We start from the raw sequence: 14864 nt of genomic DNA on the forward strand, positions 1-14864 counted from the left end.
GCCCCACCGGGGTCGGAGAAGGGGCTCGAGCCCCTTCCCCTGTCCTACTTGCTGATCTTCGTGACCTGACCGGCGCCGACCGTCCGGCCACCCTCGCGGATGGCGAACTGGAGGCCCTCCTCCATGGCGATCGGCTGGATCAGCTGGACGGACATCTCGGTGTTGTCACCGGGCATGACCATCTCCGTGCCCTCCGGCAGCGTCACCACGCCGGTGACGTCGGTGGTCCGGAAGTAGAACTGGGGGCGGTAGTTGTTGAAGAACGGCGTGTGCCGCCCGCCCTCGTCCTTGCCCAGGATGTAGACCTGGCCCTCGAACTCGGTGTGCGGCGTGATCGAACCGGGCTTGCCGATGACCATGCCGCGCTCGACGTCCTCGCGCTTGATGCCGCGCAGGAGCAGACCGACGTTGTCGCCGGCGCGCCCCTCGTCGAGGAGCTTGCGGAACATCTCGATGCCCGTGGTGGTGGTCTTCGTCGACTTCGCACGGATGCCGATGATCTCCACCTCCTCGTTCACCTTGACGATGCCGCGCTCGACGCGGCCGGTGACGACGGTGCCGCGACCCGTGATCGTGAAGACGTCCTCGACGGGCATGAGGAACGGCTTGTCGGTGTCACGCTCCGGCGACGGGATGGCGTCGTCGACGGCGTCCATGAGCGACATGATCGCGTCGCCCCACTCGGCGTCGCCCTCGAGCGCCTTGAGCGCGGAGACGCGGACCACGGGCAGGTCGTCGCCGGGGAAGTCCTGCGACGAGAGGAGCTCGCGGACCTCCATCTCGACGAGCTCCATGATCTCCTCGTCGTCGACCATGTCCGCCTTGTTCAGCGCCACCACGATGTAGGGGACGCCGACCTGGCGCGCGAGCAGCACGTGCTCGCGGGTCTGCGGCATGGGGCCGTCGGTGGCGGCCACCACGAGGATGGCGCCGTCCATCTGGGCGGCACCGGTGATCATGTTCTTGACGTAGTCGGCGTGCCCGGGGCAGTCGACGTGCGCGTAGTGGCGCTTCTCGGTCTGGTACTCGACGTGCGCGATCGAGATCGTGATGCCGCGCTGCCGCTCCTCGGGCGCCTTGTCGATCATGTCGAAGGCCGACGCCTGGTTGAGCTGCGGGAACTTGTCGTGCAGCACCTTGGTGATCGCCGCGGTGAGCGTCGTCTTCCCGTGGTCGATGTGACCGATCGTGCCGATGTTGACGTGCGGCTTGGTCCGCTCGAACTTGGCTTTCGCCACTGCTCTCGTCCTCCTGGACTGTGTTCTCCTGGCCCGTCCCTCGTTACGGGGCGGGCCGGGTGGTGCTCGTCGGTGGGTCCTGCCGTGTCTCGGAGGACCGAGAGGGCCGACACGAGGCTAGCGAAAGCCCTGTGACGTCCCGCGACGTGGTCCGTGACCCGGGCTCTCACCCGGGTCACGGACCCGCGTCACTCGCCGGTCGCCTTCGCGATGATCTCCTTGGCCACGTTGGCCGGGACCTCCGCGTAGGAGTCGAACTGCATGGAGTAGTTCGCCCGGCCCTGGGTCCGCGACCGCAGGTCGCCGACGTAGCCGAACATCTCCGAGAGCGGGACGATCGCGCGTACGACGCGGCCGCCGGCCCGCTCCTCCATGGCCTGGATGTGGCCACGGCGGGAGTTGAGGTCGCCGATGACGTCCCCCATGTAGTCCTCGGGGGTGTTCACCTCGACGGCCATCACCGGCTCGAGCAGCGCGGGGTCGGCCTTGCGGGCCGCCTCCTTGAGCGCCATCGATCCGGCGACCTTGAACGCCATCTCCGACGAGTCGACCTCGTGGTACTGACCGTCGAGCAGCGTCAGCTTGAGCCCGACCATCGGGTAGCCGGCCACGATGCCGTACTGCATCGCGTCCTGGGCGCCCTCGTCCACCGACGGGATGTACTCCCGCGGGACGCGACCGCCGGTCACCTTGTTGTCGAACTCGTAGAGCGGACCGTCGGCCGTCTTCTCGAGCGGCTCGAGCTTGATGATGACGCGGGCGAACTGCCCCGAACCACCGGTCTGCTTCTTGTGCGTGTACTCGTACTTGTCGACCGTCTTGCGGATGGTCTCGCGGTAGGCCACCTGCGGCTTACCGATGTTCGCCTCGACCTTGTAGTCGGACTTCATCCGGTTGACCAGCACCTCGAGGTGGAGCTCGCCCATCCCCGAGATGATCGTCTGACCGGTCTCCTCGTCGAGGTTGACCCTGAAGGTCGGGTCCTCGTCGGCGAGACGCTGGATGGCCGTCGACAGCTTCTCCTGGTCGGCCTTCGACTTCGGCTCGACCGCGACGGAGATGACCGGCTCCGGGAAGGTCATCGACTCGAGGATCACCGGGTTCTGCGGGTCGCAGAGGGTGTCGCCCGTCGTCGTGTCCTTCAGGCCCACCACCGCGTAGATGTGGCCGGCGGTGGCGTTGTCGACCGGGTTCTCCTTGTTGGAGTGCATCTGCAGGAACTTGCCGATGCGCTCCTTCCGGTCCTTGGTCGAGTTGATGAGCTGCGTGCCCTGGGAGGCCTTGCCCGAGTAGACCCGGACGTAGGTCAGCTTCCCGTAGAACGGGTGCGCGGCGATCTTGAACGCGAGAGCCGCGAACGGCTCGTCGGTGTTGGGGCTGCGCTGGATCGGCGTCTCGCCGTCGAGCAGCGTGCCCTCGACCGGCGGGACGTCGGTCGGCGCCGGCAGGTAGGCGATGACGGCGTCGAGCATGGGCTGCACGCCCTTGTTCTTGAACGCCGAGCCACAGATGACCGGGTAGGCCTCGCCGGTGACCGTCACGGCGCGGATGCCGTGCTCGATCTCCTCGACGGTGAGCTCCTCGCCGGCGAAGTAGCGCTCCATGAGCGCGTCGTCCTTCTCGGCGACGGCCTCGAGCAGCGCCTCGCGGTAGGAGGCGACCTGCTCGGCCATCTCGGCCGGGATCTCCTCGACCGCGTAGTCCTCGCCCTTGGACACGTCGCCGCGCCAGGTCAGCGCGCGCATGCGCACCAGGTCGACGACGCCGTAGAACTCCGACTCCGACCCCATCGGCAGCTGCAGGACCAGCGGCTTGGCGCCGAGGCGGTCCTTGATCGTCTGCACGGTGAAGTAGAAGTCCGCGCCGAGCTTGTCCATCTTGTTGACGAAGCAGATGCGCGGGACGTTGTAGGTGTCGGCCTGGCGCCACACCGTCTCCGACTGCGGCTCCACGCCCTCCTTGCCGTCGAAGACGGCGACGGCGCCGTCCAGGACGCGCAGGGAGCGCTCGACCTCGACCGTGAAGTCGACGTGACCCGGCGTGTCGATGATGTTGATCTGGTGGTCTTTCCAGAAGCAGGTCGTCGCGGCGGACGTGATCGTGATGCCGCGCTTCTGCTCCTCCTCCATCCAGTCCATCGTGGCCGCGCCGTCGTGGACCTCACCGATCTTGTAGTTGATGCCGGTGTAGAACAGGACGCGCTCGGTCGTGGTGGTCTTGCCCGCGTCGATGTGGGCCATGATCCCGATGTTGCGGACCTTGCCCAGGTCGGTCAGCACGTCGCGTGCCACGAGATTCCTCTTCCGTCGGGTCGTCGCCGCGGGTCCCGCGGCGGGTGTTCTCGGACCGGTCGGGGACCGGGGTGGTTCGCACCCCGGCGCCCCGCGCGATCACCAGCGGTAGTGCGCGAACGCCTTGTTCGACTCCGCCATCTTGTGGGTGTCCTCGCGGCGCTTCACGGCCGCGCCGAGGCCGTTCGAGGCGTCGAGCAGCTCGTTGCAGAGCCGGTCGATCATCGTCTTCTCACGACGGGCGCGGGAGTACGTGATGAGCCAGCGCAGGCCGAGCGTGGTCGAGCGACCGGCGCGGACCTCGATCGGCACCTGGTAGGTCGCGCCACCGACACGGCGGCTGCGGACCTCGAGGGCCGGCTTCACGTTGTCCAGCGCGCGCTTGAGCGTGACCACCGGGTCGGCGCCGTTGCGCTCCCGGCAGCCCTCCATGGCGCCGTAGACGATGCGCTCGGCGAGCGAGCGCTTCCCGTCGACGAGCACCTTGTTCACGAGCTGCGTCACGAGGGGCGACCCGTAGACGGGGTCGGCGACCAGCGGACGCTTCGGTGCGGGTCCCTTACGCGGCATGTCAGCTCTTGTCCTTCTTCGTCCCGTAGCGGCTGCGGGCCTGCTTGCGGTTCTTGACCGCCTGCGTGTCCAGCGCGCCGCGAATGATCTTGTACCGGACGCCGGGGAGATCCTTCACCCGGCCACCACGCACGAGCACGATCGAGTGCTCCTGCAGGTTGTGGCCCTCACCCGGGATGTAGGCGGTGACCTCGATGCCGTTCGAGAGCCGGACGCGCGCGACCTTGCGCAGCGCGGAGTTCGGCTTCTTCGGCGTGGTGGTGTAGACGCGGGTGCAGACGCCGCGGCGCTGCGGGCTCCCCTTCAGGGCCGCGGTCTTGGTCTTCTCGACCTTGTCCTCGCGGCCACGGCGGACCAACTGCTGGATGGTGGGCATCGAGTGCGCTGACTTCCGTTCCTCTGGACTGTCTGATCGGGCTCGTACGTCCGCACCCGGGGTACCGGCTCTGACGGCCGGCCGGGGAGAGGGGCGCCGTGGCTCCCTGCTCGGGAACCGGCGCACCACACACCCATCGGCACGCGGAACGACCCGACCACGTCGGGCTCTGGAGTCCAGGGTACGCGCATCCCGCACGGCAGCATCCAGCGGGTCGGATCAGGGCCCGGACCGCCGCCTGGCGGTCTCCGGGAATGCCACCGGCGTCCTGTGCTCCGGGGCCCCTCGAGTGTCCTCGACCGCCCGTCGGGACGGCCATGCCGACGCAGGCTGAGATCACCGCATCGACCGGACAAGGACCAGCCTACCCCGGCCCCGCCGGACGGCAAGCCGCGCCACCCCGCCGCCACACATGCCCCCGGAGATCAGGGGCGCCAGGTGCACGCCGACCGGGCCGGCGAGGTGCTCGACGCGCCCCTGATCTCCCCGCACACCCAGGAGGCTTTCCGGCGAACGGCGCCCCTGGCCCCTCTCTCCGGGCGGAGGTGCCCTTCGCGCGGACCCACGGTCCCCGGGACACACGACGGAGGGCGCCCCCGCTGGTGCGGGGACGCCCTCCGGTGTCGTGCGGTGCTACTACTCCGAGGTCAGCGGAACTGGCCGAAGTCGTAGTCGTCGAGCGGCACGGCGGCGCCGCTGCCCGAGCCGAACACGTCGGGGGCGTAGTACCCGTCGTCGTAGCTCGGCAGGGCGTAGGCGGCCGCGCGGGCCTCCTCGGTCGGCTGGACCTGGATGTTCCGGTACCGGTTGATGCCGGTGCCGGCCGGGATCAGCTTTCCGATGATCACGTTCTCCTTCAGCCCGACCAGGCTGTCGGACTTCCCCTCGATGGCCGCGTTCGTGAGGATGCGCGTCGTCTCCTGGAAGGAGGCGGCGGACAGCCACGACTCGGTGGCCAGCGAGGCCTTCGTGATGCCCATGAGCACCGGGCGGGCCGCCGCCGGGTCGCCGCCCTCGGAGACCACCTTGCGGTTGGCCGCCTCGAACTCGGCGCGGTCGACGACACCACCGGGCAGGAACTCGGTGGCGCCCGAGTCGATGATCGTCACCCGGCGGAGCATCTGCCGGACGATGACCTCGATGTGCTTGTCGTGGATCGACACACCCTGCGACCGGTACACCTTCTGCACCTGGTCGACGAGGTGCAGCTGCACCTCGCGGGGGCCCATCACGCGCAGCACCTCGTGCGGGTCGGCCGTGCCCTCGAGCAGCTGCTGGCCGACGCCCACGTGGTCGCCGTCCTGCAGCGGACGCTCGGAGCCGTCGACCGGCACCGTGGCGAGCCGCATGCGCTTGGACAGCTTGTCGTAGACGACCTCCTCGCTCCCGTCGTCCGGGATGAGGGTGATCTTCCAGAACTTGTCGCCGTCCTCGAGCTGGATGCGGCCGTCGACGTCGGCGATCGGCGCCTTGCCCTTCGGGACGCGGGCCTCGAAGAGCTCCTGCACACGCGGCAGACCCGTGGTGATGTCCTCACCCGCGACGCCACCGGTGTGGAAGGTGCGCATCGTCAGCTGCGTGCCGGGCTCACCGATGGACTGGGCGGCGACGATGCCGACCGCCTCGCCCACGTCGACGAGCTTGCCGGTGGCCAGCGAGCGGCCGTAGCAGCGGGCGCAGACACCCTGGGCCGAGTCGCAGGTCAGGACGCTGCGGACGCGGACCTTGCCGACGCCCGAGCCCAGGAGGGCGTCGATCGCCTGCTGGCCGATGTCAGCACCGCGGTCGAGCAGCACGTTGCCGTCGGCGTCGGTGACGGCCGAGGCCGCGGTCCGGGTGTAGACGCTGGTGTCGACGTGGATGTCGCGCACCAGGGTCCCGTCCGGGCCCTCCTCGCCGATCGGCATCGGGATGCCGCGCTCGGTGCCGCAGTCGACCTCGCGGACGATGACGTCCTGCGAGACGTCGACCAGACGCCGGGTCAGGTAGCCCGAGTCGGCGGTCCGCAGGGCGGTGTCGGCCAGACCCTTGCGGGTGCCGTGCGTCGAGATGAAGTACTCGACGACCGAGAAGCCCTCACGGAAGTTCGACTTGATCGGGCGCGGGATGAACTCGCCCTTGGGGTTCGCGACCAGACCCTTCATGCCCGCCAGCTGGCGGACCTGGGTCATGTTGCCTGCCGCGCCCGAGGCCACGATCCGGGAGATGGAGTTGTCGGCGGGGAAGTTGTCCTCCATCGCCTTCGCCACCTCCTCGGTGGCCTGGCCCCAGATGCGCACCATCTCGTCGTTGCGCTCCTGGTAGGAGAGCGCACCGCGCTGGTAGCGCTTGTTGACCTGCTCCGCGCGCGTCTCGTACTCGTCGAGGATCTCCTGCTTGCGCGGAGGCACGACGACGTCGTCGATGGCGATGGTGACGCCCGAGCGCGTGGCCCAGTGGAAGCCGGCGTCCTTGAGCCGGTCCAGGGTCATCGCGACCTCGGTCATCGAGTAGCGCTCGGCGAGGTCGTTGATGATCGCCGCCTGCTTCTTCTTCGGCAGCTGCTCGTTGACGAAGGGGTAGTCCTCCGGCAGCAGCTCGTTGAAGAGCACCCGGCCGAGCGTCGTGTCGGCCAGCCACGGCTTGCCCTGCTCGTAGGAGCCGTTCGTCATCCCCGGACCGGGCACCACCGAGCCCACGAGGCGGATCTTGATCGGCGCCTGGAGGTCGAGCGACCCCAGGTCGAACGCCATGATCGCCTCGGCCACCGACGAGTACGCCCGGCCCTCGCCGGCCGTGCCCTCGCGGCGCTGGGTGAGGTAGTACAGGCCGGTCACCATGTCGAGGCGCGGCATGGCCAGCGGCTTGCCGGACGCCGGCGACAGGATGTTGTTCGCCGACAGCATGAGGATGCGGGCCTCGGCCTGCGCCTCGGCGGACAGCGGCAGGTGGACCGCCATCTGGTCACCGTCGAAGTCCGCGTTGAACGCCTCGCAGACCAGCGGGTGCAGCTGGATGGCCTTGCCCTCGACCAGCTGCGGCTCGAAGGCCTGGATGCCGAGGCGGTGCAGCGTGGGCGCCCGGTTCAGCATCACCGGGTGCTCGTTGATGACCTCCTCGAGCACGTCCCAGACCTGGCCGCGCTGACGCTCGACCATGCGCTTCGCGGACTTGATGTTCTGCGCGTGGTTGAGGTCGACCAGCCGCTTCATGACGAACGGCTTGAACAGCTCGAGCGCCATCTGCTTGGGCAGGCCGCACTGGTGGAGCTTGAGCTGCGGGCCGACGACGATGACCGAACGGCCCGAGTAGTCGACGCGCTTGCCGAGCAGGTTCTGACGGAACCGGCCCTGCTTGCCCTTGAGCAGGTCGGACAGCGACTTGAGCGGGCGGTTGCCCGGCCCGGTCACCGGCCGGCCGCGGCGGCCGTTGTCGAACAGCGCGTCGACGGCCTCCTGCAGCATCCGCTTCTCGTTGTTGACGATGATCTCGGGCGCGCCGAGGTCGATCAGTCGCTTGAGGCGGTTGTTGCGGTTGATGACCCGGCGGTACAGGTCGTTGAGGTCCGACGTCGCGAAGCGGCCACCGTCGAGCTGCACCATCGGGCGCAGGTCCGGCGGGATGACCGGGACGCAGTCGAGCACCATGCCGCCGGGACGGTTCCCGGTGGCCTGGAACGCCGCGACGACCTTGAGCCGCTTGAGCGCGCGCAGCTTGCGCTGGCCCTTGCCCGAGCGGATGGTCTCGCGGAGGTTGTCGGCCTCGGCGTCGATGTCGAAGGTCTCCAGGAGCTTCTGGATCGCCTCGGCACCCATGGCGCCGGTGAAGTAGTCCGCGTAGCGGTCGTAGAGCTCGCGGTAGAGCGTCTCGTCCGAGATCAGCTGGGCACGGTCGAGCTTGACGAACGTGGTCCAGACCTCGTCGAGGCGGTCGATCTCGCGCTGCGCACGGTCGCGCAGCTGGCGCATCTCGCGCTCGCCGCCCTCCTTGACCTTGCGCCGCACGTCGGACTTCGCGCCCTCGGCCTCGAGCTCGGCGATGTCGCTCTCGAGCTTCTGCGCGCGGGCCTCGAGGTCGTTGTCGCGCTGGGTCTCGAGGCGCTTGCGCTCCCCGGAGATCTCGTTCTCCAGCGTCGACTGGTCCGCGTGACGCTGGTCCTTGTTGACGTCCGTGATCACGTACGCCGCGAAGTAGATGATCTTCTCGAGGTCCTTGGGCGCCAGGTCGAGCAGGTAGCCCAGGCGCGACGGGACGCCCTTGAAGTACCAGATGTGCGTGACCGGCGCGGCCAGCTCGATGTGGCCCATGCGCTCGCGGCGCACCTTGGCCCGGGTCACCTCGACGCCGCAGCGCTCACAGATGATGCCCTTGAAGCGGACGCGCTTGTACTTGCCGCAGTAGCACTCCCAGTCCCGGGTCGGACCGAAGATCTTCTCGCAGAAGAGTCCGTCCTTCTCGGGCTTGAGCGTGCGGTAATTGATGGTCTCGGGCTTCTTGACCTCGCCGAAGGACCACTGGCGGATGTCGTCGGCGGTGGCCAGACCGATCCGCAGCTCGTCGAAGAAGTTGACGTCGAGCAAAGGTTCTCCCCTGGATGGGTGAGCGGTGTATCGAAGGTCCGCGGGCCGGCCCCGGCGTGGGGGCCGGGGCCGGCCGGCGCGGCTAGTTCACGACGTCGTCGACGGACGGCGACTCGTTGCGCGAGAGGTTGATGCCCAGGTTCGCCGCGGCACGCTCGAGGTCCTCGTCGTCGCCGTCGCGCATCTCGATGGCCGCGCCGTCCGAGGACAGCACCTCCACGTTGAGGCACAGCGACTGGAGCTCCTTGAGCAGCACCTTGAACGACTCGGGGATGCCCGGCTCGGGGATGTTCTCGCCCTTGACGATGGCCTCGTAGACCTTCACGCGGCCGAGCACGTCGTCGGACTTGATGGTGAGCAGCTCCTGCAGCGTGTACGCGGCGCCGTAGGCCTGCATCGCCCAGCACTCCATCTCACCGAAGCGCTGGCCACCGAACTGGGCCTTACCGCCGAGCGGCTGCTGGGTGATCATCGAGTACGGGCCCGTGGAGCGGGCGTGGATCTTGTCGTCCACCAGGTGCAGCAGCTTGAGGATGTACATGTAGCCCACCGCGATCGCGTGCGGGTAGGGCTCACCGGTACGTCCGTCGAAGATCTGCGCCTTGCCGTCCGGACCGACCAGCCGCACGCCGTCGCGGTTGGGCAGCGTCGACTGGAGCAGCCCGGAGATCTCGTTCTGCCGCGCGCCGTCGAACACCGGGGTGGCGGTGTTCGTGTCGGGCTCGACCCGGCGCATGTCGTCGGGCATGTCGACGGCCCACTGCTCGGTGTTGTCCGGGTCGACCTCCCAGCCGCTCTTGGCGATCCACCCGAGGTGGGTCTCCAGGACCTGGCCGATGTTCATGCGTCGCGGCACACCGTGGGTGTTGAGGACGATGTCGACCGGCGTCCCGTCGGCGAGGAACGGCATGTCCTCGACCGGCAGGATCTTGCCGATGACGCCCTTGTTGCCGTGGCGGCCGGCGAGCTTGTCACCCTCGGAGATCTTGCGCTTCTGGGCCACGTAGACGCGGACCAGCTCGTTGACCCCGGGCGGCAGCTCGTCGTCGTCGTCGCGGGAGAACACCCGGATGCCGATGACCTTGCCGGTCTCGCCGTGCGGGACCTTGAGCGAGGTGTCGCGCACCTCGCGCGCCTTCTCACCGAAGATCGCGCGGAGCAGGCGCTCCTCGGGGGTCAGCTCGGTCTCGCCCTTGGGCGTCACCTTGCCGACGAGGATGTCGCCGTCGGCCACCTCGGCACCGATACGGATGATGCCGCGCTCGTCGAGGTCCGCGAGGACCTCCTCGGAGACGTTCGGGATGTCCCGCGTGATCTCCTCGGCGCCGAGCTTGGTGTCCCGGGCGTCGATCTCGTGCTCCTCGATGTGGATCGAGGTCAGGACGTCGTCCTGCACGAGACGCTGCGACAGGATGATCGCGTCCTCGTAGTTGTGGCCCTCCCACGGCATGATCGCCACGAGCAGGTTCTTCCCGAGGGCCATCTCGCCGTCCTCGGTGCACGGCCCGTCGGCGAGGACCTGGCGGGCCTCGACGCGGTCGCCCTCGGAGACGATCGGCTTCTGGTTGATGCAGGTGCCCTGGTTGGACCGCGTGAACTTGTGGAGACGGTGCGTCGTGCGCTGTCCCTCGTCGTCCATGATCGTGATGTAGTCGGCGCAGAGCTCCTCGACCACACCACCCCGGTCCGTCGCGATGACGTCGCCGGCGTCGACCGCGGCGCGCAGCTCCATCCCGGTGCCGACCAGCGGCGACTCGGAACGCAGCAGCGGCACCGACTGACGCTGCATGTTCGCGCCCATGAGCGCGCGGTTGGCGTCGTCGTGCTCGAGGAACGGGATCATGGCCGTCGCGACCGACACCATCTGGCGCGGCGAGACGTCCATGTAGTCCACGCGCGTCGGCGCGATGAGGTCGACGTCGCCGCCCTTGCGGCGGACGAGGACGCGCTCCTCGGAGAAGTGGCCGTCCTCGTCGAGCGGCGCGTTGGCCTGCGCGACGACGAAGCGGTCCTCCTCGTCGGCGGTGAGGTAGTCGATCTGGCCGATGACCACGCCGTCGACGACCTTGCGGTAGGGCGTCTCGATGAAGCCGAACGGGTTGACCCGCGCGAAGCTCGACAGCGACCCGATCAGGCCGATGTTCGGGCCTTCCGGCGTCTCGATCGGGCACATGCGGCCGTAGTGCGACGGGTGGACGTCGCGGACCTCCATGCCGGCGCGCTCACGCGACAGACCGCCCGGGCCCAGCGCCGAGAGCCGGCGCTTGTGGGTCAGGCCCGCGAGCGGGTTGGTCTGGTCCATGAACTGCGAGAGCTGCGAGGTGCCGAAGAACTCCTTGATCGCGGCCACGACGGGCCGGATGTTGATCAGGGTCTGCGGCGTGATCGCCTCGACGTCCTGCGTCGTCATGCGCTCGCGCACGACGCGCTCCATGCGGGAGAGGCCCACCCGGATCTGGTTCTGGATGAGCTCGCCGACGGTACGCAGACGACGGTTGCCGAAGTGGTCGATGTCGTCGGTCTCGACCGGGATGGAGCCGGTCTCGGCCTCGACCTCGGTCTCCCCCGCGTGCAGGCGCACGAGGTAGGAGATCGTGTTGATGATGTCGTCCTCGGTGAGCGTGCCGACCGAGGGATCGACCGCCGAGCCCAGCTTCTTGTTGACCTTGTAGCGGCCGACCTTCGCGAGGTCGTAGCGCTTGTCCTTGAAGAAGAGGTTCTCCAGCAGCGTCTGGGCCGACTCGCGCGTCGGCGGCTCGCCCGGACGCAGCTTGCGGTAGATGTCGAGCAGGGCCTCGTCCTGCCCGGCCGTGGAGTCCTTCTCGAGGGTGGCCAGCAGCGTCTCGGAGAAGTGGAACTTCTCCTGGATCTGCTCGGTGGTCCAGCCCAGCGCCTTCAGCAGGACGGTGACGGGCTGGCGGCGCTTGCGGTCGATGCGGACACCGACGGTGTCGCGCTTGTCGACGTCGAACTCCAGCCAGGCACCGCGGCTGGGGATGATCTTGACGCTGAAGACGTCCTTGTCGGTGGCCTTGTCGACCGAGCGGTCGAAGTACACCCCGGGCGAGCGCACGAGCTGCGACACGACGACGCGCTCGGTGCCGTTGATGATGAAGGTGCCCTTGTCGGTCATCACGGGGAAGTCGCCCATGAAGACCGTCTGGCTCTTGATCTCACCGGTGGTGTTGTTCGTGAACTCGGCGGTGACGAAGAGCGGGGCCGAGTACGTCATGTCCTTGTCCTTGCACTCCTCGACGGAGGCCTTGACCTCGTCGAAGCGCGGGTCGGAGAAGGACAGCGACATGGAGCCGGAGAAGTCCTCGATGGGAGAGATCTCGGAGAGGACCTCCTCCAGGCCGCCGGCGGGGAGCTCCTCACCCGCCTCCACGCGACGCTCGAACCACTCCTCGCTGCCGACCAGCCACTCGAAGGACTGGGTCTGCAGGGCGAGCAGGTCGGGAACCTCGAGGGGCTGGTCCAGCTTGGCGAAGGAGACCCGGGTGGGTGCCCCGGGGAACGACGCGTGGTGGTTCGAGACCTTGGTGGCGCGGGTAACTGCCAAGATGCGTCCTTCCGGAACAACGCTGTCTGAACGCTGTCAGTAGCTTCACCGGCCGGTACGCAGCGCAGCGATCCGGTCGGCGTGGACGCGGCCCGGGCGTCGGCACACGAGGGGGCGGACAGACGTAGGGCAGCGCGATCCGACAGTCTAGCCATGCATGATGGCACCTGTCGAACGACCCCCCCTCGTGACGCGCCGGGAGGGATGTCCGCCTGGGGCGGGATCGACCTCCGGGGTCTGACGCGGGGGTGCCGCGCTGCGAACAGAGTGACCGCCCGTGCCGCCGGAGTCAAGTGGGGCGCGCCCGGTGTCGCCCGGGCGGATCGGACGATCCCGTGCAGGTCAGGCCCTACGTGGACCCGATCGGGCCCGGACACGACGATGCCGGGTGGACCGTCGGTCCACCCGGCACGTCGCGGGGACGATCAGCGGTTCGCCGTCAGGGGGGTCAGCTCGGCGAGCTTCCAGCGGCCGTCGACGCGCTCCATCTCGAGGCGCAGGAGCCCCGGCGCGTTGGTCGACTGGCCGGTCGTCGTGCGCTGCGCCGAGAACTGCGTCAGCGCCATGACCGTGGCCCGGTCGTCCCGCATCGAGACGACGCCGATGTTCTGGACGGTCGCAGTCTGCCGCAGCTGTTGCTGCTGCGCAGGGGTCCGGATCGTCTGGTCGAACACCGACAGGTAGCGGTCGGTGAACTGGCCGGTCGACATCGTGCGGGCGGCCTCCACGGAGTCGTCGAGGCGCGTGAAGTCGTACGAGAAGATCTTCTCGATCGACTCGCGGCTCTGCCCGACCAGCTCGGCGGTGCCCCCGACGTCCACGACGGCCTGGTTGCTCACCGGCCCGCTGGTCCAGGCCTGCCGGCCCTGCCAGAACGCGAGGCCCGCCAGGACCAGGCACACGACGATGACGGCGACGAGGGTGATCGGCAGGGCCTTCGAGGCGCCGAAGCGGGTCAGCGTGGCGCGCTGCCGCTCGAAGCGACGCGGGGCCCCGTCCGATTCGGGCGTGCGTCCGCGCACCCGGGTGGGCCTCGCGGCCCGCGTCGGGGACGCGACGGTGTCCTCGTCCTGCCGGCCCGGGCGCACCGTGGTGGGGGCGTCCGCGCGCGGCGTCATCCGCGTGGTCCGACGGCCCTTCGGCCGCGGCGTCGTCACCGTGGTCGCCGCGACGCCCTCCGCGACCGGCTCGGTCTCGGTGGCGGTGTCGTCCTCGGAGGTCTCCTCGCTGGAGGACTCCGTGGACGTCGAGGCGTCCGCGGCGGGGAGCGCCGTCGTCTCCTCGGACGCGGTGTCGTCGGCGGGTGCGGTGCCGACCGTCGACGTGCCCTCTGTGGCCTCGGCGGGCTCACTCGCCGCCACGTCGTCGTCCGCCACCGGTGTCGCGGTGGCGGTGTCGTCGGCGCCCGCGGGCGCCTCCGGCTCGACCGGCGCGTCCTCGAGGAGGTCGGCAGGCACCGTCGCCGGGGTCGCCACCGGCGCGGTGGACGCGGCCGGAGCGGTGTCCTCGTCGGCGACGGGGGATGCGTCGAGCGGCCCGTCGTCGAGCTCGGGATCGGTGAGGTCGGGGCTCGCGGCCCCGGCGTGCGCGTGCTGGCGCAGGCCGGCGACCTTGGGTCGACGGGCGGCGGAGCCGGGCTTGGTGCGGGAGCGGGGTGGCACGGTCACTCCCCCTTTCTGGTGTCGGCCGCGGCTACTGCTGTCCGGTCGAGGGCGTCGCCTTGGCGGCCTTCCAGCCGTCCGGCGTACGGATCATCTCGACGAGGAACAGCTGCTGCTTGGACTGGGGCTGCGCGGTGGCGCTGCGGGCGTTGACGTCGATCGCCACGATCGCCGAGGCGGTGGCCCGCTCGGGGTCGAAGGCGGTCAGGGCCGCGGAGACCGGGGTCGCGACGACCTCGGCCTGCGACTGGCGCAGGTTCTCGGCGAACTGCTGCCGCACCCGCTTGTACTCGCCGAGCATCGGCTCGGTCAGGGAGGACTCCGCGGCGCCGAGGTCGGCGTCGAGCGTCGAGGGCCGCACCGTGTTGATGTTGACGACGATCTGTTCGGCAGCGTCGGTCGCCTCGTCGCGCATCGCCGCGGCGCTCGCGTTGTCGCTCTGGGTGCCCGACCACCAGTAGACGCCGCTCGCGACGGCGGCCGCGAGGGCCAGGACCGTCAGGACGGCCAGCACCGTGACGGTGCGCCGTCGGCGCCGATCGGGGGTACCGGCGGGGTCGGGGGCCTCGTCGGTGTCGGGGGCCTTCTCGGCCGTCGTCGTGGACGT

8 protein-coding genes are annotated in these 14864 nt (G+C 69.3%); all 8 read right to left on the reverse strand.

The features are described 5' to 3' along the window. Window positions 1–44 precede the first annotated feature (44 nt). Window positions 45–1238, reverse strand: a complete 1194-nt coding sequence (tuf, locus tag ACQPYN_RS28495; RefSeq protein ID WP_274194356.1) for an elongation factor Tu — start codon at window positions 1236–1238, stop codon at window positions 45–47. Window positions 1239–1426: 188 nt separating this feature from the next. After that, window positions 1427–3529 carry an elongation factor G gene (fusA, locus tag ACQPYN_RS28500; protein WP_274190774.1) on the reverse strand — a complete coding sequence of 701 codons (2103 nt, stop codon included), beginning with the start codon at window positions 3527–3529 and terminating at the stop codon, window positions 1427–1429. 99 nt (window positions 3530–3628) lie between these two features. Continuing rightward, on the reverse strand, window positions 3629–4099 hold the full coding sequence (gene rpsG, locus ACQPYN_RS28505; protein WP_274190775.1) for a 30S ribosomal protein S7: 471 nt from the start codon (window positions 4097–4099) through the stop codon (window positions 3629–3631). Between the two features lies 1 nt (window position 4100). Then, window positions 4101–4475: a 30S ribosomal protein S12 gene (gene rpsL / locus ACQPYN_RS28510; protein ID WP_116708457.1), complete on the reverse strand. Its 375-nt coding sequence runs from the start codon at window positions 4473–4475 to the stop codon at window positions 4101–4103. A 647-nt stretch (window positions 4476–5122) separates the two neighbouring features. Next, window positions 5123–9034 (reverse strand): DNA-directed RNA polymerase subunit beta', encoded by a 3912-nt coding sequence (locus ACQPYN_RS28515; RefSeq protein WP_433030128.1) that lies wholly within the window; start codon window positions 9032–9034, stop codon window positions 5123–5125. Between the two features lie 82 nt (window positions 9035–9116). Beyond that, window positions 9117–12596: a DNA-directed RNA polymerase subunit beta gene (rpoB, locus tag ACQPYN_RS28520; protein ID WP_274190777.1), complete on the reverse strand. Its 3480-nt coding sequence runs from the start codon at window positions 12594–12596 to the stop codon at window positions 9117–9119. A 425-nt stretch (window positions 12597–13021) separates the two neighbouring features. Next, the gene (locus ACQPYN_RS28525; RefSeq protein WP_433030130.1) at window positions 13022–14257 is read right to left on the reverse strand and encodes a hypothetical protein; all 1236 of its coding nucleotides are present in this window, start codon (window positions 14255–14257) and stop codon (window positions 13022–13024) included. Between the two features lie 31 nt (window positions 14258–14288). After that, window positions 14289–14771, reverse strand: a complete 483-nt coding sequence (locus ACQPYN_RS28530) for a hypothetical protein (RefSeq protein WP_274194360.1) — start codon at window positions 14769–14771, stop codon at window positions 14289–14291. Window positions 14772–14864 lie beyond the last annotated feature (93 nt).

This window comes from Actinomycetospora sp. CA-053990 (genome assembly GCF_050948445.1).
Classification (GTDB): Bacteria; Actinomycetota; Actinomycetes; order Mycobacteriales; family Pseudonocardiaceae; genus Actinomycetospora; species Actinomycetospora callitridis.

Coding starts and splice junctions, on each gene's coding strand:
- rpsG (WP_274190775.1), bottom strand. CDS start 4,099: ATGCCGCGTAAGGGACCCGCACCGAAGCGTCCGCTGGTCGCCGACCCC.
- rpsL (WP_116708457.1), bottom strand. CDS start 4,475: ATGCCCACCATCCAGCAGTTGGTCCGCCGTGGCCGCGAGGACAAGGTC.